The following is a 25,222-nucleotide window of genomic DNA, read 5'->3' on the forward strand; positions in this document are numbered from 1 at the left end:
GTCACACGTTCGAACCGCGGATCGTCCGGCAGACGGCGTCCGTCACTTCCTGCGTGGTCGCTGTCCCTCCCACGTCGGGCGTCAGCACCCCTTCACTCGTCGCCGTTTCCACAGCGCTCATCAACCGGACGGCCGCTGCGCTCTCGCCCAGATGTTCGAGCATCTGGGCAGCGGTCCAGAAGGTGGCGACCGGGTTGGCGATACCCTTGCCGGCGATGTCGAATGCCGAGCCGTGAATTGGCTCGAACATCGAGGGATAGCGCCGCTCGGGATCAATGTTGGCGGTCGGTGCAACGCCGAGACTGCCCGCGAGCGCGCCTGCAAGGTCCGACAATATGTCGGCGTGAAGATTGGTGGCGACGATCGTATCTAGGCTCCGAGGTTTCAACGTCATACGCACTGTCATAGCATCGACTAGCATCTTGTCCCACTCGACGTCGGGGAATTCCCGCGCCACCTCGGCTGCGATTTCGTCCCACATTACCATGCCGTGACGCTGCGCGTTGGATTTCGTAACAACAGTCAGGAGCTTTCGCGGCCGTGACTGCGCCAGCCGGAATGCATAGCGCATGATGCGGGTGACGCCGACGCGCGTGAAGATCGCGACCTCGGTTCCGACCTCCTCGGGGAGGCCGCGATGGGCGCGGCCGCCGTGGCCCGAATACTCGCCCTCGGAATTCTCACGCACGATCACCCAATCCAGATCGCCAGGGCCAACGCCCGCCAGCGGCGAAACAATCCCGGGCAATATCCTGGTCGGCCGCACGTTGGCGTACTGATCAAAGCCTTGGCAGATCGGCAGCCGGAGGCCCCAGAGCGTGATGTCGTCGGGCAGATCGGGAGCGCCTACCGCGCCAAAGAAGATGGCGTCGAAGCGCTTCAGTTGCGCCACTCCATCTTCGGGCATCATCCGACCATGGGCCTTGTAATAGTCTGAGCCCCAGTCGAAGTGCTGGACGCGCAGCTTGAAGTCGCCGCAGCGCTGCTGCAGCACCTCAAGCGCCTGGAGACCTGCGGCAATCACCTCCGGGCCGATCCCGTCGGCAGGAATGGCGGCAATCTCATATTCGCGCATCGTTACTTCCCTGTTTTTGGTGCTGGCCGCCTCGTGACCTCAATCTCGTGCGCGACCGATTGTACCTTGGCAAGACGGTCTTCTCAGAATTCAGTGACCTGGCCCCACGCCACGGTCTTCAGGCGCTTCGGTCAACTAGGACGCGGATCGACACTGGTCTCGCTGCCCAAGCGCAGCCTAGCGTATGGGCCTCAGCCGTAAGCCGTGAACTTTGTACGAGGGCGGAACATCCTGCCGTTTGAGGGATGAAAGACGGGCAATTGTTGCGACGAATGACCGGTTGGGTCGCACCTCACCTGCGGAGTCGATCATACACTCATTGCATCGGATCGACCCCGGATGAGTATGAGGGTGACACGGTAATGAAGTTTGCTTCCTACTGGCACGATACTTCGGTTCCATTGGCGGATCCGTGGCCGATCCGGTCTCGGGGGATTTCGAGGTGGCCGTGATTCACACCGGCAAGCCATGGTTTCCTCCCATGCCTCCCACGGTAGGCACATACTATCGTCTGAAGGATGCGGTCGCGTGACCCGGGCGGCGGAAAACGCGCAGAGTGAAATGCCAAATTTGGCCTCCTTTGCAGAAGTTCCTGCTGCCTGCGTGCTAAGTTTCAACGACTCTGCCGGCCAGAAGGGGTCACACTCATTGTCGACTAAGGTCCGTTACTCCCCGGACATCCGCCAAGAGGCAGGCAGGCTCCGCAGGGCCACGACAGGGAGGCTTGAAAGTGAGCCGGAGAGCTCACGATAGGGAACAGTTTGACCGATTGATCGCCACGAGGCGGAGATCGAAAACGCAATCCGCAGCGGGCTAAAGAGCGCGGCTGAGAAGGGAGAGGTCTCGATGATCGCCAGCATCCAAGCTGTAGCTCCTCATGAAGTTGCGCTTTCGGTGCGCGACCTGACCGTAAGCCTGCCGGCCGGCATGGAGCGGGTCCATGCGGTCGAGAATATCTCGTTTGATCTGAAACGCGGCCAGATCCTCTGCATCATAGGCGAGTCCGGATCGGGTAAGTCGGTCACGGCGAACGCGATCATGGGGCTTCTGCCAAAGGTGATCCGCCTCTCATCGGGTGTCATCCAGCTGGAGGGGATGAACATCATCGGCATGTCGCCAGACAAGCTGCGCAACCTGCGTGGACGGGTCGTATCGATGATCTTTCAGGATCCGCTCTCAGCGCTCAATCCCCTGATGACGGTGGGCGCGCAGATTGACGAGGTCATGGCCGCGCATGGCTTCGGTACGCCACAAACCTGCCGCAACCGCGCCGTTGAGCTGCTCACTGAAGTGGGCCTACCAGATCCCCAACTCATGTATCACCAGTATCCTTTCCGGCTTTCGGGCGGGCAACGGCAGCGCGTCATGATTGCCATGGCCTTGGCGCTCGAGCCGACGGTGCTGATCGCCGATGAGCCAACCACCGCCCTCGACGTCACCACCCAGGCACAGATCCTGCAACTGATCAGCGACATTCAGCGGCGCAAGGGCATGAGCGTGATGTTCATCACCCATGATTTCGGTGTGGTGGCAGAGATCGCCGACAGCGTCGTGGTGATGGAAAAGGGCCACATCGTCGAACAGGGTAGCGCCGAGCAGGTGTTGAAGTCGCCCAAGCATCCTTATACCCGGCGCCTGATCGCGGCCGTACCGCATTTGACCGGCGAAGATCGCCCTCGTCTGGAGTCGGCCAGCAAGGAGCCGATCCTGAAGGTTGAGGGTCTGGTGAAGACCTATCGTGGTGGCAGCGCGCTGTTCGGCGCGCAGCGGACTGTGACAGCGGTGAACGAGGTCTCGTTCGAACTCGCGCCCGGCCGCACGCTGGGGGTCGTAGGCGAGAGCGGTTCGGGAAAGTCGTCGCTGGGCCGGCTGTTGATCAAACTGCTGGACAGCGACGGCGGCGGGATTTTGTTCGAGGGATCTGACATAGCCAAGCTTTCCGAAGCGAAGTTCCGCCCTCTTCGACCGCGGATCCAGATGATCTTCCAGGATCCCTTCGCGTCGCTGAACCCACGCTCAACGGTTGGCCACATCATGACGGTAGGGCCGGTGGCACACGGGATGCCTTATGCCCAAGCGCGCGAGGAAGCGCGTGCGCTCCTGGCTCATGTCGGTCTCGATGCCGGCGCCTTTGGCCGCTATCCGCACGAGTTCTCGGGTGGGCAACGCCAGCGCATCGGCATCGCTCGTGCGCTGATGTTCAAGCCGAAGCTGCTCATTGCCGACGAGGCGGTCTCCGCACTCGACGTCTCGATCCAGGCGCAGATCCTGCAGCTTCTGGACCAGATCCAGCGCGAGACCGGCGTGTCGATGGTTTTCATCACACACGACCTGCGCGTCGCCAGCCAGATCTGCGACGAAATCGCTGTGATGCAGAAGGGCCGGATCGTCGAGCGCGGACCGCCCTCGCAGATATTCCTGAACCCGCAAGCAGCCTACACGCGCCAACTCGTAGCGGCAATTCCAGGAGAGCGGCCGGGCAATGCCCGTCCAGTTGCAGCAAACGCATAAGAAATAACAAGAGAGGAACTACCATGACCAGAAATTCATCGACTACGTCCAACTACTCGAGGCGCGAAGCGCTGCGACTGATGGCGATAGGTGGGGCTGCAGGCCTCATCGCGCCCAACCTGCTGGGCAAGCCCGCCTTCGCCAAGACCCCTCCTGCGGGCCCGGCCGGTCGCGTCGTCGTCGGCCTCTCGCAAGAGCCGACCGTGTTCAATCCGTTGATGGCGCATATCGAAGTCGATGACGCGGTCCATTTCTCGGTTTTCGACGCGCTGGTCCGCATGGATCCCCAAGGTGGCCTACATCCAAACCTCGCAGCCGAGGTGCCAAGCCAGAAGAATGGCGGCATTTCGGAGGACGGTCTCAACTGGCGCATCCGGTTGCGTGACAATGCCCGCTGGCACGATGGTGAGCCCTTCACGGCCGAGGACGTGAAATTCACCCTTGAGCTCATCACGAACCCGAAGTTTCGCGCTTGGCGCACGAGCGGCCATTCGCTCGTGCAGGACATCACAGTGGTTTCGCCCACCGAGATCACTTGGCGGATGAAGGAGGCTTTTGCGCCCTATCTTTCGTTCTTGGCCGAAACCTTCATCGTGCCCAAGCACATTCTGGAGAAAGAGGCCGATCCGAATACAGCCGCGTTCAACCAGGCGCCAGTCGGCACCGGCGCATTCAAATGGAGCCAGCGCGTCGCGGGCGATCATATCGAGCTCGTCGCCAATCCTGAGTACGCGGGCGAGGGCCCCTATATCGAGCAGCTCATCTTCAAATACATCCCCGATATGACGGTGCTCTACACGCAGTTCAAGAGCGGCGACGTGGACCTGGTCGATCAGTCGTTCATCACCGCCGACCATTATACTGAAGCCCGCGAACTACCAGACCGCGTGGTGACACTGGAGACAGGGGCATCCTTGGAGTCGATCTACCTCAATTTGGGCCGCCCGCAGTTCAAGGAGTTGGCAGTGCGCCAGGCGCTCTACGCCGCGTTGGACAGGAAGGCGATCGTCGACACGATCTATTACGGCGTGGGCACTCTCACCGAGACCTTCATGCCGAAGGAGTCCTATTACTACGACCCGAACCTGCCGGTTCAGGAGTTCAATCTGGACCGGGCGCGCCAAATCCTGGATGAGGCCGGCTGGGCGCCGGGGCCGGATGGAATCCGCGCCAAGGATGGGGTGCGACTGTCCTTCTCCAACTCAACAACTTCTGGCAACAACCTCCGCGAGCAGACGCAGCAGTTCCTGCAGCAGACGTTTGCCGAGATCGGCGTCGAGATGACGATCTCGAATTTGCCGGCTGCAGTCATGTGGGGCGAGTTCTGGCTGAAGTCGCAATTTGACACCGCCATGGTGGGCGTCACCTATCTGATTGCCGCGGACCCCGACGCCACAAACCGGCTCCATACGAAGGCAATCGCCGCTCAAGGCGGACACGGTTCGAACACCGGGCAATATTCCAACCCTGAAGTCGATGCCCTGCTCGAAAAGGGTGCTCGCAGCTTCGATCCGGAAGAACGGCGCGGGATCTATAATCGCGTGCAGGAAGTGGTGCGCCATGATCTGCCCTTCCTGCCGCTGTTCGCGTACACAATCGTCCTTGGGCGCAAGAAAGGGTTGGACGGCTTCGAGCCCAACGCCAACACCCGCACCGCGTCGTGGGATGCCGCGGCCTGGCAGTGGAAGGCCTAATCCACGCAGTTGCCGCCGCCCGATCCACTGCGGCGGCGGCAACACACTAAGATCATCAACCCACAATGGAGGACTCGGATGCGCGGCTTCCTGCTCAATCGCCTCTCGCAGAGCCTGGTGCTGCTTGTGATCGTCTCGATCATCGGCTTCGGCATTCTGAACCTCCTCCCCGGCGGCCCCCTGGCACAATTCGGACTCGATCCCGGAATGACCCAGCAGGATATCGAGCGCCTCAAGGGGCTGCTGGGCCTTGATCGCCCTATATGGATCCAATATCTGGACTGGGCATGGCGGCTGGTGCGGGGCGACTGGGGTCACTCCTTCCGCGACGGAGCGCCGGTATTGGAGATCATTGGCAGCCATCTGTTCGCCACGCTGCTGCTGATGGGGTCCTCAACCGCGATTGCGATCTCCATTGGCGCCTGGATTGGAATTCGGGGCGCCACGCGCCGCTACTCACTATTCGACTATCTCGCAACCGTTGGCGCCATGGTCGCATTGTCGGTCCCTACCTTCTGGTTCGGCCTCGTAGGCATCTACATCTTTTCCTTGAAGTTAGGCTGGCTGCCCGCGGGCAATATGTCCGAGATCGGCGATAGCTCGATCCTGGGCTATCTCCACCATCTGATCCTGCCAAGTGTCGTATTGTCGCTGGTCCATGTCGCGATCTGGAGCCGCTACATGCGGACGGCGACACTCGACGCCATTAGCCAGGACTTCGTTAAAACGGCTCGGGCCAAGGGGTTGAGTGAACGCCGGATTCTGATGAAGCATGTCGTTGGCAACGCGCTTTTGCCGATGATTACCTTGGCCGGGATGCAGCTTCCCAGCATTCTGACCGGCGCGCTGGTGACCGAAACCGTCTTTACCTGGCCGGGAATGGGACGGTTGTTCCTCGATAGCCTTGGTTACAGCGACTATCCGGTTGTGATGGGGCTACTGATGTTCTCCGCCATCCTCGTTCTGCTTGGAAACCTGATCGCCGACATTGTCGTCGCTATTGTCGATCCGCGCATTCGTCTGGCCTGAGCGCGCAACTTCCCCGACAGGAGACAGCCGATATGACCGCTCTCACCGCAAATGCAGCTCCAAGCCGATGGAGAAACAACCGCGCGGCACTTCGTTTCATGCGGCATCGCTTGGCGCTGCTCGGGTTGGCGATGATCATCTTCCTGAGCCTCGCTTGCGTCCTCGGCCCCCATCTCCTGCCTTATGACTCCCTGTACATCGATCTGCGGGCCCGCTTTGCCCCGCCGCTGACGGGTTATCACTTTCTAGGTACCGATCCGCTCGGCCGTGACCTTGCGGCAAGACTCTTGATGGCGGGACGAATCTCGCTGCTGGTGGGTTTCTTCGCCATGGTGTTGTCGACGCTCATCGGCACGCTGGTCGGCGTGATTGCAGGCTATCGCGGCGGCTGGGTTGGGGCGGCGCTGATGCGCACCGTCGATGGATTCCTGTCGTTCCCATCGATCTTTCTGCTGCTGGCGCTGGCTGCGGCACTGAAGCCCAGTCCTGTGATGATCACCATCATTATTGCCCTCACCAGTTGGATGGAGGTTGCCCGCATCGTCGAAGCGGAGGTCCGCTCGTTACGCGAACGCGAGTTCGTCCTGGCTGGCCGAATGCTGGGGCTGAGCGGCACGCACATCATGTTCCGCGAGATACTGCCCAACGCAATGGGCCCGATTATCGTCGCTTCCACCTTGACGGTCGCGCGCGCCATTCTCATGGAAGCCTACATCAGCTTCCTCGGCTACGGGATCCAGCCGCCACTGCCCAGCTGGGGCAACATGCTCAATGGCGCCCAGCAATATCTGGGCAGCGCACCTTGGCTGGCAATCATTCCCGGAGCTGCAATCACCATCGCGGTAACCAGTTTCAATTTCATTGGTGACGGACTGCGCGACGCGCTGGACGTACGAGATGACCATATTTGAGGTACCGCGACCGATCGCTTTCTTAATCCCTGGAACATCAAGAGAAGTCAGTCACGTGCACGAGCCCAAAATCGAGAAGAACACGCCCTATTGGTGGGAAGCGGCGCCCGTCATGCCGCTGCCGCGGAAGCCCCTCGCAAAAAAGCTTGACGTGGCAATTGTCGGCGCCGGTTATGCCGGGCTTTCGGCCGGGCTTGTGCTGGTGCGCGAAGGACGCTCGGTCGCAGCCTTTGATACGATGAATCCGGGCGAGGGTGCTTCTACACGCAACGGCGGAATTACCAGCGGAAGCATCCGGCCGGACTATGCCACGATCACCCGGCGCTTCGGTGAAGAGAAGGCCATGGCGATCGAGGCCGAGGGCAAGATCGCGCGCGAATTCCTCTACGACTTCATCAGGACCGAAGGGCTGGACTGCGACTTCCGACTGGTTGGCCAGTTCAAGGGCGCTTTTGGATATCAACAGTATGAGAAGATGGCGCGCGGCGCCGAGACGCTGGCGAAGAAACTGGGGATCGAGTCCTTCGCCGTTCCGCATGCTGAGCAGCGAAATTATATCGGAACCGATTTCTACCGCGGCGGAACCGTTCGGATGGACATTGGCGCGCTGCACCCCGCAAAATTCCACGCTGAACTCCTGCGGGTGGCGCTCGCATCCGGGTTGACGGTCCATTCGCATACAGTGGTCAAGTCGATCGAGAGGAATGGTTCGGGGTTCCGCGTCGCGACTTCGGCAGGGACGGTGGATGCACGGCAGGTTCTGGTCTGTACCAACGGCTATACCGACGGCGCCGCTCCCTTCCTTCGGCGCCGCCTGGTTCCGGTCCGCAGCCGGATCATCGTGACCGAGGAACTTGCGCCCGATGTCATGGCGCGACTGATGCCGAAGCTGATGACGATCACCGAGAACCGGCAACTCGGTTTCTATTATCGTCCCTCGCCCGACGGAAAACGCATTCTGCTGGGGGGACGTGACAGTTCTCGCGTCGGCGACCCGGCGGCGCCGAAACTTCTCCTACGCAAGGGCCTCGTGAACCTTTTCCCGGAGTTGGAGAACGTGCGCCTTTCGCATTGCTGGTTCGGCAATGTGGCGATGAACCGAGACATGCTGCCCCGCATCTTCGAAAAGGACGGTATGGTCTATGCAACCGGCTTCTGCGGTTCGGGCGTGGTCTGGGCGCCATGGATCGGTATGCGTGCGGCGCACAAGCTGATGGGGCATGGCGAGCAGTCGCGCACGGCGTTCGACTTTCGACCGCCTTCGGCCGTCCCGCTCTATCGTGGCAATCCGTGGTTCATGCCGGCGATTATCCAGGGCTATCGGTTGCAGGACCGTCTCGCCTTCTGGCGCGCCAGACGCTAGTCGCCGACATCGGGGGCGATCCGTGGTTCATGCGGGCACCCTTTGGCGCGCCCGCCGCTGACACGACTGCGGGATCGCGCGGGGTCACCTTGTTGCCGTGTCGAAAAATCCGTCGGGACTGGGGCCTGGTGCGAAACTGATCAGCGGTGGGACGCCTTTGCGCGGATCAGCGCGTCGGCCATGTAGAGGTCCTGCAGGGAGATGCCGGAACTGTCGAAGACGGTGATCTCATTGTCGAAGCAGCGTCCGAGCGCACGCCTTTCAATAACGTCGCCGATTGGTGTTACCGCAAGCACGCCGACGTCGATCTCGTCGCGCACGTATTGGAACTCGCCGATCTGGACGGACTGGGAAAGCAGATCACAAAACAGACGTGCCTTGGGAAACAATTCGCTCGGCAATTCGCGTTTGCCTGGAGCATCCGACCCGATGCTGACGATATGGGTTCCGGGTCCCACCCAAGCGGCATCGAACAGCGGTTCGCGTGCGGGTGTCGCCGTCACCACGATGTCGGCCGTGCGCACGGCATCTTCCGGCAAGGCAGCGCGCGCCTTCAGTCCCCTTTCGCCGATCTGATCGACAAAAGCGTCGCGCCGCGGCGAAGGCCGGGCCACGACCAGCACGGTTTCGATTGGGCGGCTGCGTGCCAGCGCCATCCACTTCGAAGCTCGCCTGGTTGCCGGCCCCGAAGATCGCCAGAACCTTGGCTTGCTTGCGCGCAAGAAGATCGGCCGCAACCGCGTCGGCGGCGGCCGTCCTGTAGGCGTTGACCTTCCCGGCCTCGACTACGGCGCCGAGCCGACCTGTATGCTGATCGAGCAGCACGATGGTCGAGTTGTGGCGGGGAAGGCCACGTGCCGGGTTGCCCGACCAGAAGGAGCCAATTTTCACGCCGGTCAGTTCGTCCGACGAACCGGATTTGATTGAGAAAGTATTGGTCGCATCATGCGTGCGCCCGAGAACAGCAGGAAAGACCCAATTCTGCCGCGATGCTGAGACGAGGGCGGCTGACTCCTCTTCGCTGATGTAGATCATCCAAAATTCCTCCTGAGCATCAAGCGTTTCATCGCCGGGGAGTGTTGCGGCTATGCCATTGCCATTGGGGATCGTGCGGACGTGACGCCGATCACGGGCAACCACAAAGCGGCGATTCAAAGTGCCAGGTATTCCTCGCCTGATTTGCGCGATTTGGCATGCCGAGGAACTGCTTAAAACGAACAATCCCGCTGATTTGAAGGGGCAAAACAGCAGCGAAATCTGTCCGCCGGGCGCGACTCTAAGGTCCGACTTCAATCCGACTCTGGATCAAGTGACAGCGTTGCACCTTATGACCGTTGAGCATGACAGAGATATCGTCAGCGCCCCGACCGAGCTGATGAAATTGGAAACCCGCCATTTGCCGGGCGCGCTGAAGCTGTCGCAGGAGATGGCCTGGCCCTACCGCCAGGAGGATTGGGAATTTGCCCTGATGGTCGGCAATGGCCTGGTCCTCGAGAGGGCAGGACAGGTGATTGGCACGGCCATGTCCTGGAATTACGGACATTCCTATGCCACGGTCGGGATGATCATAGTTACTGGCTCCGCGCAAGGCGGTGGCAACGGCGCCCGGCTCTTTGATGGGTTGCTTGAGGCGACACACGGCCGCAACGTGCTGCTCAACTCAACCGAAGAGGGGCTGGCGCTCTACAAGCGACGCGGCTTCACTGCCTGGGGCACGGTGCTTCAGCACCAGGGCTCGCTGACTGTCCCCGTGACGCGGAGTACCGGCGACGACATCCGTCAAGCGACAGCCTCCGACCTCACGCCGATCCAGGCCTTCGACGAATCGGCCACGGGCATGCCCCGGCTGGCGATGGTGGCTGCGCTCGCCGATGTGGGCAACGCACTGCTCATTGAGCGCAGGGGACGGATTGCAGGCTACGCTATCGCGAGGAGGTTTGGCCGCGGCTATGTGGTCGGCCCTTGTGCAGCCGAGAGCGACCAAGACGCGCGGCTTCTGATCCTGGCCCAGCTTTCGAAGCTTCACGATCAATTCGTTCGCATCGACGTCTATGCCGAGGATGGATTGGGTGACTGGCTTGAGAGCCTTGGCCTTCAGCGGTCCGGCAGTGCGACCGCCATGGTCAAAGGGCAACGGCCCGCCGTCGAGGGGCCAGCCCATATATATGCATTGGCAAACCAGTCGTTCACTTAGGAAATGAGATTATGAACAAGGTGGCGGCAAACCTGGCAGTGAGCGAGACGGCTAGGACGATCGACGCCTTGGTCACCCCGGCGCTGCTTCTGGACCGTGGCCGGCTCGAGCAAAACATCCAGGGTCTGGCTGGGCGCGCCAAGAAGCTTGGCGTGGTGCTGCGCCCGCATATGAAGACGGCCAAAAGCATCGACGTCGCCCGATACGCGTTCCACCGCGAACCCGGTCCGATCACGGTTTCGACCATCGCCGAGGCGGAGTATTTTGCGGGCCATGGCTTTCGAGACATGACCTATGCGGTCGGCATCTCGCCGGCCTCGGCCATGCGTGCCATGGAGCTTTGTCGCCGAACCGGCGCTGATGTGAAGCTGTTGCTCGATTCCGTGGAGCAGGCCGACGCCCTGGCCGGCGTGCGCGAAGCCACCGGCATGACGCCATCTGTTTTCATCGAACTGGACTGCGATGACCATCGCGGTGGCTTGAAGCCGGACGACCCGAAGTTGCTCGACGTGGCCAGCAGGGTCGTCGCTGCCGGTGCCAACCTCGCCGGCGTCCTCGCCCATGCAGGCGAGTCCTATGGCTTGAACACGCCCGATGCGCTGGTCAAGGCAGGCGAGAACGAGCGTTCAGCCACCGTTCGCGCCGCTGAAATCCTGCGCGCCCATGGCCATGCCTGCCCGATCGTCAGCGTCGGCTCGACGCCGACAGCGCATTTCGCCGACAATCTTGATGGAGTCACCGAGCTGCGCGCTGGAGTCTACATGTTCTTCGACCTCGTCCAGCACGGGGTTGGGGTCTGCAACCGCGACGATATCGCCATTTCCGTATTGGCCACGGTGATCGGCTCCAAGCCGGAAAAGGGATGGGTGCTGGTTGACGCCGGGTGGATGGCGCTTTCGCGCGACCGGGGAACCGCAAACCAGCAGATCGACCAGGGTTACGGGGTGGTCTGCGACGAAAAGGGACGGGTGCTTGAAGATGTGATCGTGGCCCAGGCCAGCCAGGAACACGGTATCCTCGCTATTCGTGCCGGTTCTGGAAAGTCCATGCCCGAGTTGCCGCTCGGGTCTCGGGTCCGGATTCTGCCCAATCATGCGTGTGCGATGGCCGCCCAGCATGATTTCTACAGCGTCGTCAACGGAGCCAGCCCCAAGATTGAAGCGCGTTGGGAGCGGATGCGCGGCTGGTAGGCGCGCAACTTCGCTCGGACGTCGCCCTACTCAAATCAACACTGGTGGTCAAGAAAATGAAGTTTACCTCTTATTGGCTGGATACGTCTCAGCGGTTCAATGAAGGGTCGTCCAAACCGCTCGAAGGCCACTATGACGTGGCGATTGTGGGCGGCGGCCTGACCGGCTCCTCGGCCGCGCTGGCCCTTGCCAAAAAGGGCGCCAGGGTTGCCCTGTTGGAGGCCGAAACGATCGGCAACGCCGCGTCCGGCCGCAATGGCGGGATGTGCAACAACGGCTTTGCCCAGAATTATGCAATCATGGCTGGCAAGCACGGCAAGCCCGCCGCAAATGCGCTCTACAAGGCTTTCGACGCTGGCGTCGATATGGTTGAGCGGTTGGTGCAGGAAGAAAAGATCGACTGCAGCTTCTCCCGCGTCGGCAAGCTCAAGCTTGCCGCCAAGCCCGAGCATTACGACATGCTGGCGCGCAGCCAGGAACTGCTGGCGGCCAATGTCGATCCCGAAACGAGGATGATCGCGCGCGACGACCTGCGAACCGAAGTCGGCACCAACCGCTACCATGGCGGGCTGCTCTTTCCCAAGAGCGCGGGCATGCATGTCGGCCGGTTCGTCCGGGGCATCGCGACCGCCGCTGCCCGGCGTGGCGCAGACGTCCATGAACGCTCGCCCGTAATGGCGATGCGCAAGGTTTCAGGCGAGCATGAGGTAACGACGCCAAAGGGCAAGATCGTCGCGCGGCAGGTCCTGTTGGCGAGCGGCATTTCCCAGGTTGGTCCGCTCGGCTGGATCCGCCGGCGCATGATCCCGGTCGGCGCATTTCTGATCGTGACCGAGCCGCTATCGCCCGACCACCTTAAGCGCCTCATGCCGACCGGGCGCATGGTCGTCGACACGCGCAATCTCGTTGTCTACTGGCGGCTCACGCCGGACAATCGCCTTCTGTTCGGCGGGAGGGCGCGCTTTGCCGTGTCCAATCCTCAATCCGACGAAAAAAGCGGCCGGATACTGAAGGCGGCGATGGTCGAGGTTTTTCCGGAACTGGCCGGCACCCGGATCGATTACTGCTGGGGCGGCATGGTCGATATGACCCGCGACCGCCTGCCGCGCGCCGGAGAGCGCGATGGCATCTATTACTCAATGGGCTATAGCGGACACGGGACCCAGATGTCGACGTTGATGGGCACCATCATGGCCGACGTCATGGACGGGCACCCCGAGCTCAATCCCTGGAAGAATTTCGACTGGCCAGCGATCCCCGGTTATTTCGGGCGTCCCTGGTTCCTGCCGATTCTCGGCGCCTATTACCGCATGAAGGACCTTGTAGGGTGATGACGCCCCTCGAACACCTGTCCCGCAACGGCCACCTGGACAGGTTTTTCATCGACGGTCAATGGGTCGAGCCGAGCGGCACCGCGACGGGCGTCGTCGTCAATCCCGCCACAGAAGAGGTCGTGAGCCAGTTTCCGCTTGGCAATGGCGAGGACGTGGACGCGGCCGTTGCAGCGGCTCGCAGGGCATTCGCCACCTGGAGTCGGACCACGCCAGAAGATCGCGCGGGTCTGCTCGATCGCCTGCAAGCGCTGCTTGAGGTGCGCGGCGAACTGCTGGCTCAATGCCTGAGCCTCGAAATGGGCGCGGCGATCGGCTATGCGCGCAGCGCGCAGGTGCCGCTGGCGATCACGCATGTTAAGGTCGCTCGCGATGTGCTGACAGCCTTTCCCTTCGTCAAGCAGCGGGGTCAAACCGCCGTCACTCACGAACCGATCGGTGTCTGCGCCTTGATCACTCCGTGGAACTGGCCACTTTACCAGATCACCGCCAAGGTTTCGCCGGCGCTCGCGGCAGGCTGCACGATCGTGCTGAAGCCGAGTGAGCTTTCTCCCTTGGACGCCCTGCTGTTCGCCGAGTCGATCGAGGAAGCCGGCTTCCCTGCCGGGGTTTTCAACCTCGTGCAAGGTGACGGTCCAGGCGTGGGTATGGGTCTCGCCTCCCATCCAGATGTCGACATGATCTCCATTACCGGGTCCACCCGCGCGGGCATTGCTGTGGCCCAGGCGGCAGCGCCAACGGTCAAGCGTGTCGCGCAGGAACTCGGCGGCAAGTCGCCGAACGTGATCCTGCCGGACGCCGATCTCGATCGCGCCGTTTCTCTGGGCGTAGTCGCCGCCTTCCGCAATCTCGGCCAGTCATGCAGCGCCCCGACGCGCATGATTGTGCCACGCGTGCTGCTCTCCGAGATCGAGGAAATCGCCAAGGGGGCCGCGGCCCAGATCGTCGTCGGCGATCCTCTTTCGGAAGCCACAACTCATGGTGCAATCGCCAACCGCGCCCAATTCGATCGCATCCAAACCATGATCGGCGTCGGCATTTCTGAGGGCGCCAGGCTCCTCACCGGAGGACCGGGTCGTGCGCATGATCTGAACGTCGGGTTCTATGTGAAGCCGACCATTTTTTCCGACGTGCGTACGAGCATGCGCATTGCCCAGGAAGAGGTCTTCGGGCCAGTTCTCTGCATCATCCCCTACGCCACAATCGAGGAGGCCGTCACCATCGCCAACGACACGGTGTACGGCCTGGGGGGCCATGTGCAGGGCGAAGATGTGAACGCCGTCAGGGACGTGGCCTCACGGATTCGCTCCGGTCAGGTGCATCTCAACTACCCGGCCTGGGATCCGCACGCCCCGTTTGGCGGTTTCAAGCAGTCCGGAAACGGACGCGAATATGGCATCGAGGGCATGTTGGAGTATCTCGAGGTCAAATCCATCCTCGGCTATTTCTAGGCGACATCTTCACCCAGCGCAGACGGCGGGATGCCGAGCAACATGGGCAATCCGGGCTCAACCCGGCGATGTATCGGCTCAGGAACCGGATCGGACGACCAGTCTGGCTCTGTCGTCGGGACCACATCCGTGTGACCGGACAAAATGCAGCCGGCGACGTCAGGCGGGCCTACCGTTGCGAAAAGGTCGCTACCGTCGCGCTGCCGGGCCGGGGCAACACAATCGCGGCAGCGCCGCAGCTGGCGGCATCTTGCTGGAGTCCACGATTTCCCCATTGAGCCTGCCAAGGACCGTGGGAAAGACACGAGGCGCAGCGATTTTTCGGCAGTCCACGGAGCACCAGGACAGTTCGAGTGGGAAAACTGACACTACGAAAGAAGCGCGCGTTCCGTGTCACGATATTCGGCGAAAAATACCGAAAATCGGCGCCAGTTGGAGCATTTCTGCGGCACCAATCGCCGATACTGCTAGCTCCATTGATCGCCGAGGCCGCCATGTCCCCTGTTATCCACCAAATCAGTAGCGATAAAGCGCTACCCGAGTCAGGAGACGTCGTGGTGGTCGGCGGCGGGATTGTCGGCGCCAGCGCAGCCTATTTCCTGGCGCGGCGCGGCCTGTCGGTGGCGCTTGTCGAAAAGGGGTATGTCGGCTGCGAACAGTCGAGCCGGAACTGGGGCTGGTGCCGTCGGCAGAACCGCGATGCACGTGAGTTGCCGCTTGCCAATCTGTCGATGCGCCTGTGGGAAGAGCTCACCAAAGAGATTGGGCACGACCTTGGCTTCCGCCGTTGCGGGCTCACCTATGCGACAAACGATCCGAAGCGGCTCGCCGAATGGGACAAGTGGCGCGAGGTTGCGCGGCGGTTCGACGTCAATACGCGGATGCTTACCGCCGCCGAGGCTGCTGCCGCCGTTCCAGCGGCGGGCGGCAAATGGCTGGGCGGCGTCTACGCAGCAGACGATGGCAAGGCCGAACCCTGGCTTGCCGCCCCTCGGATCGCCGAGGGCGCGCGCAAGCATGGCGCGACTATTCATCAGAACTGCGCGGCACGCGGCCTGGATATCACCAATGGGCAAGTGAGCGGCGTCGTCACCGAGAAAGGCCTTATCCGCACCAGCGCGGTGCTATGTGCCGCCGGCGCCTGGGCTTCTGCTTTCCTGCGCATGCATGCGGTTTCGCTGCCGCAGGCCAGCGTCCGTCAGACCGCCTTACGGACCGCTCCTGCACCGGATTTTGGCGAGGCTGTCTATACTTCCGACTTTGCCATGACGCGCCGGCTCGATGGCAGCTACACGATCGCGGTCAGCGGCAGGGCGACCCTCGAGATCACGCCGCAGGGGATCCGCTATGTCCGCCCGTTTCTGCCGATGTTCATGAAACGGCTGAAGGCCGTCGAGATCGGCATAGGCCGCTCGTTCTTCCAGGGCCCGGAAACACTCCGTCGCTGGCATCTCGACAGGCCGACCCCCTTTGAGCGAATCCGCGTCCTCGATCCTGCGCCGGACAAGCGAATGGTGGCAACCATCATGACGCGGGTAAAAGCCCTGTTCCCCACCGTTGCCGATGCCGGCGTCGTGTCCTCCTGGGGTGGATATATCGACTCCACACCGGACGCCGTACCCGTGATTTCACCGGTGGACAGCATCGGTGGAGTGTTCGTCGCCGCAGGCTGTTCCGGACACGGCTTCGGCGTCGGCCCTGGAATTGGCCATCTGGCGGCGGATCTGGTCGCAGGTGACGCGGCAAGCGTCGACCCGACTCCATTCCGCCTGTCGCGCTTCACGGACAGATCGAAAATTGAAGTTGGCGACTTCTGATGCAATTTTGCCGCGTAGCGGCAGCAAAGAGCGCTGGGTCTGGCCGCATATCTACGGGCTCAAGCGCGATCTGGACCGTTTCGTGACCGCTATGGCCGATGCGGTCGCACAGGTGCATCGCAGGGAACTCGCACTGCAGGAGCTGACGGTCGCGGATACGTGCGGCCAGGCGATCAGAAGATGGGCGAGATGATCCGTGATCTTCCTGGCAACTATGCCGCGGTCTTCTGGCAAATCATGGCTCGGTATTGCAACCCAAGACCTGGAGAGCGCCGTCGACGGAGCCGATGAACTGGAAGAAACCGCCAACGTCTGCTGCAAGGCGCCGGAAGAGGATTCTCGCGCGAGACCAGGTTGATGAACTGGTCCAAACATCCGGTTCCGCCGCCGATCCATGTGACGAGTGCGCCCGATCGTGCAAGGGCAATTCGTGAAATAAGCGCGACTGCAATGGTGCTAGGCAAGCCCGACCGCGTGTCGGGAGGCAGTTGTGAAAGTTGCGATCATCGGACCAGGCTCGCTCGGCAAGGCCTTGGCGAAATGTCTTGGCCTCGCCGGGCACGAAATTCGCCTCAGCTTCAGTCGTGACGAAGGCAAGTTGCGCGCAATCGCGGCAACCCTCCGTGTTGACTTCGGTGCCCCTGACGAAGTGGCGAGATGGGCCGACGTAATTGCCCTGGCGACGCCATGGCCGGCTCTCGAGTTGGCAATGGACGCGCTTGGCGATTTGTCGGGCAAGATCGTCTGGGACAATACCAATGCAGTCGCGCCTGATCTTTCCACGATGCTGGTCGGCACTACGACGTCGGTAGGCGAGGAGGTTCAGAGGCTCGCGCCGGGCGCGCTTGTCGTCAAGTGCATTCCGACCTTTGCCGAATTGCTTGACAGGGATGATCCGCGTCTCAACGGCGATCCGGTAACGAGCTATGTCGCCGGCAATGACGCAGATGCCAAGGCGGCGATTTGCCGGCTTCTCGCCGATCTACCGACAATGCCGGTCGATGTCGGCGATCTCACGGCCTCGCGCCTGATCGAGCCGATGATGCTGCTATTGGTCCAACTCGCCTATCGGCGCGGGATGGGGCCGAGAATTTCCTTCAATCTCATTCGACAGGACGGGACCGGTTCATGACTGATTATCTACCCGCGCGGCGCAAGGCGATTCCAGGAGGACGTCTGCTGATCGATGGCCAATGGCGCGATGCTGTCAGTGGCGAGACGTCGACGACTTTTGATCCGACCACGGAGGCGGCGATCACCAATATTGCGAAGGCTGGCGTCACCGACACAAGCGATGCCGACGCGGCCGCGCGGCGGGCTTTCGAGCAAGGACCCTGGGCGCGGATGCATCATGAGGAGCGCGCGAAGGTCCTGTTCCGCATCGCCGATCTGTTGGACGAGCGCGCCGAGGATTTCGCTGTGCGCGAGGCGATGGACATGGGTATGCCCTATCGCGATTTCCGCGATATCATCATGCCGCACTGCTCGGGACTGTTCCGCTTTCATGGCGGGCTCGCCATGAGCGCAATGGACGGCGCCTATCGTACCAGCTACGAACCAAATATCAGGATCCTGACGCGGCGTGAGCCGCTCGGCGTGGTCGCTGCGATCACCCCGTTCAATTTTCCCCTCGCGCTGTCCTGTTCGAAGATCGCGCCGGCACTCGCGGCGGGTAACACGGTCGTTCACAAGCCTGCGACCGACACGCCCCTGACGGCCCTCGCCTTGGCGCAAGTCATCCTCGACGCAGGCGTGCCGCCAGGCGTCTACAATCTCGTCACCGGCCCAGGCGGCACCATCGGCGACGCGCTGGTCAACGATGCCCGCGTCGACAAGATCGCCTTCACCGGGTCGACCGCCGTTGGCCAGGGCATCATGCGCAACGGTGCCGGGACGATGAAACACCTGACCATGGAGCTCGGCGGCAAGAGTCCCAATATCGTTTTCGCCGATGCCGATATCGATGCCGCGATACAGGCAGCCTTCTGGGGCATCTTCTGGAACAAGGGCGAAGTCTGCGTGGCCGGATCGCGCCTGCTGGTCGAACGCGCCTGCTATGACGAGGTCGTCGAGAAGCTGAGCGCCATGGCGAAGTCGGCGACGCTCGGCGATCCGCTGGACCCTGCGCCGATGATCGGGCCGATCGCGTCGCGCGGCGAGTATGACAAGGTCTTGAGCTATATCGAAGAGGGCAAGCGCACCGCGCGACTGACCGCGGGCGGCGGCACCCGCCAGGTCAACGGCAAGGGCCTTTTCGTCGAGCCGACTATCTTCGCCGATGCGACCAACGACCTAAGGATATCGCGCGAAGAGATTTTCGGCCCCGTCCTGCCGGTGATTCCATTCGACAGCGAGGAGGACGCGATCCGGATCGCAAACGACACGAGCTACGGGCTCGCCTCGGGCATCCAGACCAGCGATCTCGGCCGCGCCTTGCGGCTCGCCGACCGGATCAAGGCAGGCACGGTCTGGCTGAACTGCTGGCACAAGTACCATACTAATGCGCCGTTCGGAGGCTTCAAGATGAGCGGCTATGGCCGCGAGCAGGGCCGCGAGGCGTGGGAAAGCTACACCCAATACAAGACGATTTGGGCGAATCTTGGCGAACCAGTCGAGATGGCGCGATGAGCGTGCGTGATCCCAACCCACTCGACCCGCTGCATCCAAAGCGGGTCGCGATGGTCCTTTCAAACCCGGCTGTATCAACCACCACAGGCTGGCCGGTCGGGTTTTGGTGGAGCGAGTTAACTCATCCCTGGCTCGCCTTCACGGAGCGCGGATACGAAGTCGCGATCTTCTCGCCTGAGGGCGGCAAATGCGAGGCGGATGTGTTGAGCGACCCGCGTGATCCGTCCGGCTATTCGGATACGGATCTGATCTCGCTCGGTTTCCTGTCGACGCCGAAACTGGCGGCGCTGGTGGAGACGACCCGGCCCATCGCAGAGCTGTCGTTCGACGCGTTCGACGCGATCGTCGTCGCTGGCGGCCAGGCGCCGATGTTCACCTTCCAAGGCGCGACTGAGTTGCAGCGGCTGTTCGTCGCCTTTCTTGCGGCCGGCAAGGTCGCGGCCGCCTTGTGTCATGGCGTCGCGCTGCTGCGCTACGCGCGCCTCTCAACCGGCGAGCTGCTGGCCAAAGGGCGCACTGTCACAGGTTTCGCCAATGTCGAGGAAGACTTCGCCGATAATGCCGTCTGGGAGATGGGCGCGCTGCCGCACGGTACGCATCTGATGCCATGGCGGATCGAGGATGAGATGCGTGCGCTCGGCGCGAACTATATTCAGGCCGGGCTGTGGCGCGATTTTGCCGTGCGCGACGGCAATTTGATCACCGGCCAGCAGAACTTCTCCGGAGCTGCGACCGCCCGTCTTGTCATCGAGGCGCTCGGTGGCTGAGGACCAAAGGCCGCTCCTGTGGGTGAACTTCGGGAGTCAAACTCGCGGTCAGGACAGCGATGCCAAACGACATCGGCCCAATAGATTCGGGGCCCGTCCAAGAACTCCACTTCAAACAACCATTATCAGCAGCGAGGATGAACCATGGCCGTAGTGACGACACTTGATATTGCCGGCCTGACGGCCGAAGATTATAGCCGCATCCTCGATCGGATCGGCGTGGAGAAACGGCCCGCTGGCGGCATCTACCAGCACATCGCGCATGCCACCGACGATGGCTATCGCATCATCGAGATATGGGACGACAAGGCAGGCCTGGAACTCTTCTTGCAGGACACATTGTTTCCCGCCGCACAGGAACTGCAAATTCAGCGTGAAATGACCATTATGACCCAGACACTGCACAACATCTTTGTGCCCCGGATCGGTGACCTGACTGCCCTGGCAAATGATGCCCCTGGTGGACCAGTCAAACGGGCAAAAGTGTAGGCGTCAAGGATCGAGGATGCGGCGATCGATCATCGAAGTCCTGGAGGAACTTGCGTCCGGACGCCCGGTACAACGATGGTGACCGCGGCAAGTGCAAAGAGGTTGTTCTTTCCTGCCGGCGACTATCGCCATGCACCGGCCGGAGTCGTTCAGCTGCGTGTGATTCGCAGCGGTTCATCCTATGCAGAGATCGATCTTGGCCGCGGGCTGCGGCGCGTCTTCACGCGCCCCGGTGATCTGCTGCTCAGTCTTCCCGAGCGGGCCACGCGGTTCAAGATCGAGGAGCCGCGAGAGCTGACGATGATCACCGTTGACTCCGCGCTGGCGTCAAGGCTCCTGGTATCCGCAGCCGGGACCCTTGAGGACCTGGTGATCCTGACCGATCGACCGATACGCGATTCGCTGGTGGCCGAGTTGTGCCGACGCCTCGAAGGCGACCCGCCAGCCAATGCCATCGTCCGTGAATGGACGCTGGGCCTGATTTTCGTGAACCTGCTCCGTCTCGGGCATGCACGCCAGCGGCGGCAGAAATCTCCGCTCCTGACCTCGCAGCGGTTCGACCGGGTCCTCGCTGCGATTGACGGCGATCTGGAAAAGGGGATCTCGATCGACCATCTTGCCGGAATCTCGGGAATGCCACGACGCGTCTTCACCGCCGCCTTTCGCGAGGCGACGCAATTGCCGGTACATCAATTCATTTTACGCCGCCGCGTTGATCGCGCGGTCGAGCTTTTGGAAAATAGCGATCTGCCGCTGGCCGAGATTGCTCAACATGCGGGTTTCACTCACCAGGCCCATATGAATCGCGTCGTGACCCGATTGAAAGGGCTGTCGCCAGGCCGGCTGCGGTCTCGCAGGCGCGAGGGCTGACTTGTGATCTATTCCATCATCAGAATTCGAATAGCGGAGACGTGATTTGCTGAAACGTCCGTTGGCTAAAATGCCCGACAGTTTGCGTGCAGAGCTCGAGGCCGCAAATCTGATGCCTGCTTTCAAGCAACGGCCTCCCTATCAGCGCAATGATTACTTGCACTGGATCGCGCGCGCCCGTCACCCGGAAACACGCCGAAAGCGCATAAATCAGATGATTGAAGAGCTTACGAAGGGAGGAATCTACATGGGCATGCAATAAGAGCTGGCATCGCCACGAAGCTAGCAGGTCGGTCAACGATCATTTTCCAATCCGTCGCTTATCGAGATCTGATGCTTTCCGGATTGATCTTCACCGGTTTCCCCACGAATTTGCGTAGAGGGTGCAGAGAGCCAATAGTGACAATCGAACCTATCCTCCATTTTCGTTTGCGGCAGGTGGCCTTAATGATCGTGACATCGCAAAGCAGCAACGTGCTTGGCAGCACGTCGGGAAGGTGGCGCGTCTGGTCGCTCTCGGACGGTTACATCGAGATGCCGGCGGACCTTCTGCGGGATCCGCAGGATAATCCGGTGCCGCAAGCTGCGCAGGCAGGGGCGCTTCGCCTGTCTGTCAATTGCTTCGCCCTTGCAGGTCCAGGCGTTGACGGCGTTCTTATCGACAGCGGAGGAGGGGGCTGGGCCCCGACAGTGGGGCGTCTTGAGCAGGCCATGGCGGAAGCCAGGATTGACCCGGCTTCGATCACGGTCTTGGCGCTCACCCACGCCCATCAGGATCATGTGCACGGACTTTTGACCCCCGACGGCCGAGCGCTCTTTCCAAACTTGAAGGCGATCGTAATTCCCGAGGCGGCTGTGGAGAGCTTTTTCGCTTACGCGCACCTTGCGCAGTTCCGGCCCCTGCTGAAGCCCGTCCAGAATGGCGACCAGGTGGGTGAGCGATTGAGGGCGGTCGCCCTGCCCGGTCATGCTGCCGGCCATACCGGCTACGCGTTCGACGCGGACGAGGACCGTTTCCTATTCTTCGGGGACATCGTTCATGTGCCGGCCTTGCAGTTCGGCAATCCCGCGTTCAGTTGGGGCTATGACGACGATCAGCTGACCGCGCGCGCAACCCGCCTAAAGGTTTTCAGTGACGCGGCCGAGGCGGGGACGTGGATCGCCGGCGCGCACCTTGGCTGGCCGGGCATCGGTCGCGTGGCGCGTAAGGGCGAAGCATACGGCTATGAGCCGGCTCGAGCGATGCCGCCGCGTTCAAAGTGATACCGCATCTTTCCCGTCGCGCTGTGCCTTGGCTAAACCTCGATCCCTGGCCATGAAATGCTCTATCACGAAGGAATGCGCTTTATGGGACGGGAGACGTGTTTGCCTGGCTCCAGCGCAGGACTTCAGCATAAGTGACCAACGCCCGATGCACCGCCGCCGAAAGCTCTTGCGTCACCTTCATTTTGGCACACGAAAAGATCAATTAAATCAACGGCAGCGGCATCTCGTCCGGCCCACCAAAGTATTCTTGATCCACTGCGGCCGATCGACACCTGAGGCTTACCGGAACGGCGTCTCGCCACGAAACAGCGGCTGGTGCGCCCGCATCAAGGCGACAATCCGGTCGGCGACTTTTCGTACCGGCGGCGAGTGACGTTCCTCGTGATGGGTGACGATCCATTGGTCGGTTTCGAGTTCGGGGATAGGCTGAGCGACGCGAACCAGCCGCGGATCACTGTCACCGACGAAGCACGGAAAGATCGAAAGGCCGGCGCCGGCGGCTACCAGTTCGCGCACCGAATGGGTGTTGTTGCCGCGAACGGCGATGCGGTCGCCGTGGTGGGCTTGCAGCCAGCGCGCCGAGGCAATGTTTGCCCCTTCGCCGGTGACGCCGACGAACAATCCGGCGGCGATGCCGTTGATCAGGTGGCGTCCGGAATAAATGGCGTGGGCGACCTTGCCGCTCAGACGGCCGGCCAGCCACTGCTCGGTCGGGCGCTCGCTGCGGATGCCGATGTCGGCGGCGCGGCGGCCGATGTCGACCCGGTCGGTGGTGGTGACGAGTTCCACCCTTATGCCATCATCGACCGTCCAGATCTCGCCGATATGGGCGGAAACGAAGGCCGAGGTCCATGGCCCAGCCGAGACGCGGACAATGCGGTCGGGCAGGTTTCCCTCGCGCCAGCGGGTCAGCGACTGCATTGCTGCCTCGACGTCTTCGGCGCGCCGCAGCAGTTCTTCCCCGACCGGGGTCAGCCGGTAGCCGGTCTGCTGGCGCACGAACAGCGGTTCGCCAATCTGGTTTTCGAGCGCGGTGACGCGTCGTCCAAGGGTGGCTGCGCTGAGGCGCGTGGTTCCCGTCGCTGCGCTCAAGCCACCCAGCCGCGCAACGTCGAGAAACAACCTCAGATCGTCCCAGCCAATATCCATTTTGCAGAAATGAAAAACTCCTTGCGACCGTGGCTGTAGCGCGAAGCGGGCATCGCGCGCAAGTATGCAGGAATTGGAGGCGTTGGATATAAGCGCCTCGGCTGGCCAAGAAGCGAGCGCCATCTTTTCGATCGAGCATGCGATTCGCGCAGATGCTTTGCGCTTTCGATCAACCCAGGCGCGCGGGCATTCTGCGCGCCAAAGGAGACGACCATGTTGTATGAACTTCGATACCGTTTCACCCGCTGGATTGCCTATCGCCAGACGCTTGCGAGCTTGAGGCAGGCCCCGGACAGCACACTGGTGGATGCTGGCATTTCCCGCGATGAGATCCGCGAGCGTGCCCGCCATGCCAGCCTGCGTCATTGAGGAAACGGGCATGGAGATGATGGAGCTTTGGGATGGCCGATCGGTGCCGCGCATCGGGATCGGCACCTGGGCAGCGGGGGGTGCCGCGCGCTGGCGCGACACGGCGACAATCTATGGCGAGGTCGACGATATCAGGTCGCAAGCCGCGCTGGCGATGGCCTATGACATCGGCGCGCGGGTGTTCGACACGGCTGCCGCCTATGGCGCCGGCAATGCCGAACTAATCCTCGGGCGGGCGTTGAAGGGTAAGGACGAAGCCGTCATCGTCACCAAGGTCGGCTATTTCGGCGATCCCGAAACGCGCAAGATCGCTCCCGAGGATGCCTCTGCCGCGGCGATCCGGACATCGATCGACAATTCGCGGCAGCGCCTGCAGCGCGATTTTGTCGACGTCGTGCTGCTATACATCAACGAATATCCGATCGAACGCGCCGGCGAGGTGTTCGATACGCTCGGCCTGTTGCGCCAGGAGGGCAAGATAGGCGGCTTCGGCTGGAGCACCGATCACTGCGAACGGCTTGCGGCCTACGCGCCGCGCGAGGGTTTCGTCGCCGTAGAGAACGACTTCAATGTGTTTACCCCGGCGAACGAGCTGATGGCCGTTGCGGCGCGCGAGCACCTCGTCTCGTTCAGCCGGCTGCCGCTGGCAATGGGACTGCTCACCGGCAAATACACGCCGGCCATGAGGCTGCCCACCGATGACGTGCGCGGCGGGAATGCCGATTGGATGGTGTTTTTGAGGGATGGCGCCGCCAACCCGCAGTATCTGTCAAGGCTCTCGGCAATCCGCGACCTGCTCACCTCGGGCGGACGCACGCTTGCGCAGGGTGCGCTCGGCTGGATCCTCGCCAAGTCGGCAATCGCCTTGCCGGTTCCCGGCTTCACGCGGCCCGAGCAGGTCGCGGACAATCTCGGTGCGCTGGAAAGAGGGCCGCTGCCGGCAGCGGTGATGGCCGAGATCGACGCCGTGCTGAAAATTGCCGAGACCGCTTAGTGTTGCGAATCCGAAATTCGCATTTGGTGATGATGCCGACCAACTTCGATCTCTCCGATGTCCGCCGGTATCTTATCTTCCCTTGGCCAAGCTTCCGTGGCGCAATTGAACAAAGACGGAGCGG

At 61.8% G+C, this 25,222-nt stretch carries 24 protein-coding genes and 1 pseudogene; 20 read left to right on the top strand and 5 right to left on the bottom strand.

The annotated features are described in order from the left end of the window. Position 1: 1 nt before the first annotated feature. Entirely contained in the window at positions 2 to 1,075 is a 1,074-nt protein-coding gene (locus NKI01_RS19470; RefSeq protein WP_023718596.1) for a tartrate dehydrogenase, read from the bottom strand. Positions 1,076 to 1,921: 846 nt separating this feature from the next. Here NKI01_RS19470 and NKI01_RS19475 point away from each other — a divergent pair. The 5 genes from NKI01_RS19475 (at position 1,922) to NKI01_RS19495 (ending at position 8,583) form a co-directional block, all read left to right on the top strand. Continuing rightward, positions 1,922 to 3,586 (top strand): ABC transporter ATP-binding protein, encoded by a 1,665-nt coding sequence (locus tag NKI01_RS19475; protein WP_023718595.1) that lies wholly within the window; start codon positions 1,922 to 1,924, stop codon positions 3,584 to 3,586. Between the two features lie 23 nt (positions 3,587 to 3,609). After that, positions 3,610 to 5,280 carry a peptide ABC transporter substrate-binding protein gene (locus tag NKI01_RS19480; RefSeq protein ID WP_031193878.1) on the top strand — a complete coding sequence of 557 codons (1,671 nt, stop codon included), beginning with the start codon at positions 3,610 to 3,612 and terminating at the stop codon, positions 5,278 to 5,280. Between the two features lie 78 nt (positions 5,281 to 5,358). After that, the gene (locus NKI01_RS19485) at positions 5,359 to 6,309 is read left to right on the top strand and encodes an ABC transporter permease (protein WP_023718593.1); all 951 of its coding nucleotides are present in this window, start codon (positions 5,359 to 5,361) and stop codon (positions 6,307 to 6,309) included. Between the two features lie 32 nt (positions 6,310 to 6,341). After that, positions 6,342 to 7,220 (top strand): ABC transporter permease, encoded by an 879-nt coding sequence (locus NKI01_RS19490; RefSeq protein ID WP_031193877.1) that lies wholly within the window; start codon positions 6,342 to 6,344, stop codon positions 7,218 to 7,220. A gap of 112 nt (positions 7,221 to 7,332) precedes the next feature. Next, on the top strand, positions 7,333 to 8,583 hold the full coding sequence (locus NKI01_RS19495; RefSeq protein WP_502899443.1) for an NAD(P)/FAD-dependent oxidoreductase: 1,251 nt from the start codon (positions 7,333 to 7,335) through the stop codon (positions 8,581 to 8,583). Between the two features lie 140 nt (positions 8,584 to 8,723). On the opposite strand, the gene NKI01_RS19500 is transcribed toward NKI01_RS19495, so the two are convergent. Next, positions 8,724 to 9,239, bottom strand: coding sequence for an ornithine cyclodeaminase family protein (locus NKI01_RS19500; protein WP_352589398.1), 516 nt, complete (start codon positions 9,237 to 9,239; stop codon positions 8,724 to 8,726). Positions 9,240 to 9,303: 64 nt separating this feature from the next. After that, positions 9,304 to 9,618, bottom strand: a pseudogene (locus NKI01_RS19505) (ornithine cyclodeaminase family protein); the annotation flags it as partial. Positions 9,619 to 9,739: 121 nt separating this feature from the next. On the opposite strand from NKI01_RS19505, the gene NKI01_RS19510 reads away from it, so the two are divergent. The 13 genes from NKI01_RS19510 to NKI01_RS19570 all read left to right on the top strand — a co-directional run bounded on the left by NKI01_RS19510 (position 9,740) and on the right by NKI01_RS19570 (position 22,583). Beyond that, positions 9,740 to 10,777: a GNAT family N-acetyltransferase gene (locus NKI01_RS19510; RefSeq protein ID WP_352483210.1), complete on the top strand. Its 1,038-nt coding sequence runs from the start codon at positions 9,740 to 9,742 to the stop codon at positions 10,775 to 10,777. 11 nt (positions 10,778 to 10,788) lie between these two features. Then, positions 10,789 to 11,967, top strand: coding sequence for an alanine racemase (locus NKI01_RS19515; RefSeq protein ID WP_023718587.1), 1,179 nt, complete (start codon positions 10,789 to 10,791; stop codon positions 11,965 to 11,967). Positions 11,968 to 12,023: 56 nt separating this feature from the next. Next, a complete protein-coding gene (locus tag NKI01_RS19520) occupies positions 12,024 to 13,298 on the top strand; it encodes an NAD(P)/FAD-dependent oxidoreductase (protein WP_352589401.1) in 1,275 nt (424 codons plus the stop codon). Next, positions 13,295 to 14,749, top strand: coding sequence for an aldehyde dehydrogenase family protein (locus tag NKI01_RS19525; protein ID WP_352589404.1), 1,455 nt, complete (start codon positions 13,295 to 13,297; stop codon positions 14,747 to 14,749). Before NKI01_RS19520 ends, NKI01_RS19525 begins: the two co-directional genes overlap by 4 nt. A 494-nt stretch (positions 14,750 to 15,243) precedes the next feature. Further along, positions 15,244 to 16,566 (top strand): NAD(P)/FAD-dependent oxidoreductase, encoded by a 1,323-nt coding sequence (locus tag NKI01_RS19530; RefSeq protein ID WP_352589633.1) that lies wholly within the window; start codon positions 15,244 to 15,246, stop codon positions 16,564 to 16,566. Beyond that, entirely contained in the window at positions 16,553 to 16,759 is a 207-nt protein-coding gene (locus NKI01_RS19535) for a hypothetical protein (protein ID WP_352589407.1), read from the top strand. The genes NKI01_RS19530 and NKI01_RS19535 overlap by 14 nt, the downstream gene beginning before the upstream one ends. Positions 16,760 to 17,056: 297 nt before the next feature. Beyond that, a complete protein-coding gene (locus NKI01_RS19540; protein WP_352589410.1) occupies positions 17,057 to 17,698 on the top strand; it encodes an NADPH-dependent F420 reductase in 642 nt (213 codons plus the stop codon). Then, positions 17,695 to 19,194: an aldehyde dehydrogenase family protein gene (locus NKI01_RS19545; protein WP_352964293.1), complete on the top strand. Its 1,500-nt coding sequence runs from the start codon at positions 17,695 to 17,697 to the stop codon at positions 19,192 to 19,194. Before NKI01_RS19540 ends, NKI01_RS19545 begins: the two co-directional genes overlap by 4 nt. Then, positions 19,191 to 19,961 carry a type 1 glutamine amidotransferase domain-containing protein gene (locus NKI01_RS19550; protein WP_031193870.1) on the top strand — a complete coding sequence of 257 codons (771 nt, stop codon included), beginning with the start codon at positions 19,191 to 19,193 and terminating at the stop codon, positions 19,959 to 19,961. The genes NKI01_RS19545 and NKI01_RS19550 overlap by 4 nt, the downstream gene beginning before the upstream one ends. A gap of 144 nt (positions 19,962 to 20,105) precedes the next feature. Continuing rightward, the gene (locus tag NKI01_RS19555; RefSeq protein WP_023718579.1) at positions 20,106 to 20,450 is read left to right on the top strand and encodes a hypothetical protein; all 345 of its coding nucleotides are present in this window, start codon (positions 20,106 to 20,108) and stop codon (positions 20,448 to 20,450) included. 75 nt (positions 20,451 to 20,525) lie between these two features. Further along, a complete protein-coding gene (locus tag NKI01_RS19560; protein ID WP_023718578.1) occupies positions 20,526 to 21,320 on the top strand; it encodes a helix-turn-helix domain-containing protein in 795 nt (264 codons plus the stop codon). 46 nt (positions 21,321 to 21,366) lie between these two features. Next, a complete protein-coding gene (locus NKI01_RS19565; protein WP_036244599.1) occupies positions 21,367 to 21,582 on the top strand; it encodes a YdeI/OmpD-associated family protein in 216 nt (71 codons plus the stop codon). Between the two features lie 185 nt (positions 21,583 to 21,767). Beyond that, positions 21,768 to 22,583 (top strand): MBL fold metallo-hydrolase, encoded by an 816-nt coding sequence (locus NKI01_RS19570; RefSeq protein WP_352589416.1) that lies wholly within the window; start codon positions 21,768 to 21,770, stop codon positions 22,581 to 22,583. A gap of 82 nt (positions 22,584 to 22,665) precedes the next feature. On the opposite strand, the gene NKI01_RS30860 is transcribed toward NKI01_RS19570, so the two are convergent. Then, complete coding sequence (locus NKI01_RS30860; protein WP_156948055.1) at positions 22,666 to 22,767, bottom strand: DUF2274 domain-containing protein; 102 nt, start codon at positions 22,765 to 22,767, stop codon at positions 22,666 to 22,668. Between the two features lie 98 nt (positions 22,768 to 22,865). Next, on the bottom strand, positions 22,866 to 23,858 hold the full coding sequence (locus tag NKI01_RS19575; protein WP_352964298.1) for a LysR family transcriptional regulator: 993 nt from the start codon (positions 23,856 to 23,858) through the stop codon (positions 22,866 to 22,868). 90 nt (positions 23,859 to 23,948) lie between these two features. On the opposite strand from NKI01_RS19575, the gene NKI01_RS19580 reads away from it, so the two are divergent. After that, positions 23,949 to 24,104 carry a YjiS-like domain-containing protein gene (locus tag NKI01_RS19580; RefSeq protein WP_352589422.1) on the top strand — a complete coding sequence of 52 codons (156 nt, stop codon included), beginning with the start codon at positions 23,949 to 23,951 and terminating at the stop codon, positions 24,102 to 24,104. Between the two features lie 10 nt (positions 24,105 to 24,114). Beyond that, positions 24,115 to 25,098: an aldo/keto reductase gene (locus NKI01_RS19585; protein WP_352589425.1), complete on the top strand. Its 984-nt coding sequence runs from the start codon at positions 24,115 to 24,117 to the stop codon at positions 25,096 to 25,098. Positions 25,099 to 25,222 lie beyond the last annotated feature (124 nt).

This window comes from Mesorhizobium sp. M0815, from assembly GCF_040319995.1.
Classification (GTDB): Bacteria; Pseudomonadota; Alphaproteobacteria; order Rhizobiales; family Rhizobiaceae; genus Mesorhizobium.

Coding starts and splice junctions, on each gene's coding strand:
- NKI01_RS19480 (WP_031193878.1), top strand. CDS start 3,610: ATGACCAGAAATTCATCGACTACGTCCAACTACTCGAGGCGCGAAGCG.
- NKI01_RS19485 (WP_023718593.1), top strand. CDS start 5,359: ATGCGCGGCTTCCTGCTCAATCGCCTCTCGCAGAGCCTGGTGCTGCTT.
- NKI01_RS19475 (WP_023718595.1), top strand. CDS start 1,922: ATGATCGCCAGCATCCAAGCTGTAGCTCCTCATGAAGTTGCGCTTTCG.
- NKI01_RS19575 (WP_352964298.1), bottom strand. CDS start 23,858: ATGGCGCTCGCTTCTTGGCCAGCCGAGGCGCTTATATCCAACGCCTCC.
- NKI01_RS19550 (WP_031193870.1), top strand. CDS start 19,191: ATGAGCGTGCGTGATCCCAACCCACTCGACCCGCTGCATCCAAAGCGG.
- NKI01_RS19530 (WP_352589633.1), top strand. CDS start 15,244: ATGTCCCCTGTTATCCACCAAATCAGTAGCGATAAAGCGCTACCCGAG.
- NKI01_RS19570 (WP_352589416.1), top strand. CDS start 21,768: ATGATCGTGACATCGCAAAGCAGCAACGTGCTTGGCAGCACGTCGGGA.
- NKI01_RS19495 (WP_502899443.1), top strand. CDS start 7,333: ATGCCGCTGCCGCGGAAGCCCCTCGCAAAAAAGCTTGACGTGGCAATT.
- NKI01_RS19580 (WP_352589422.1), top strand. CDS start 23,949: ATGTTGTATGAACTTCGATACCGTTTCACCCGCTGGATTGCCTATCGC.
- NKI01_RS19555 (WP_023718579.1), top strand. CDS start 20,106: ATGGCCGTAGTGACGACACTTGATATTGCCGGCCTGACGGCCGAAGAT.
- NKI01_RS19545 (WP_352964293.1), top strand. CDS start 17,695: ATGACTGATTATCTACCCGCGCGGCGCAAGGCGATTCCAGGAGGACGT.
- NKI01_RS19515 (WP_023718587.1), top strand. CDS start 10,789: ATGAACAAGGTGGCGGCAAACCTGGCAGTGAGCGAGACGGCTAGGACG.
- NKI01_RS19585 (WP_352589425.1), top strand. CDS start 24,115: ATGGAGATGATGGAGCTTTGGGATGGCCGATCGGTGCCGCGCATCGGG.
- NKI01_RS30860 (WP_156948055.1), bottom strand. CDS start 22,767: ATGAAGGTGACGCAAGAGCTTTCGGCGGCGGTGCATCGGGCGTTGGTC.
- NKI01_RS19520 (WP_352589401.1), top strand. CDS start 12,024: ATGAAGTTTACCTCTTATTGGCTGGATACGTCTCAGCGGTTCAATGAA.
- NKI01_RS19500 (WP_352589398.1), bottom strand. CDS start 9,239: ATGGCGCTGGCACGCAGCCGCCCAATCGAAACCGTGCTGGTCGTGGCC.
- NKI01_RS19560 (WP_023718578.1), top strand. CDS start 20,526: ATGGTGACCGCGGCAAGTGCAAAGAGGTTGTTCTTTCCTGCCGGCGAC.
- NKI01_RS19490 (WP_031193877.1), top strand. CDS start 6,342: ATGACCGCTCTCACCGCAAATGCAGCTCCAAGCCGATGGAGAAACAAC.
- NKI01_RS19470 (WP_023718596.1), bottom strand. CDS start 1,075: ATGCGCGAATATGAGATTGCCGCCATTCCTGCCGACGGGATCGGCCCG.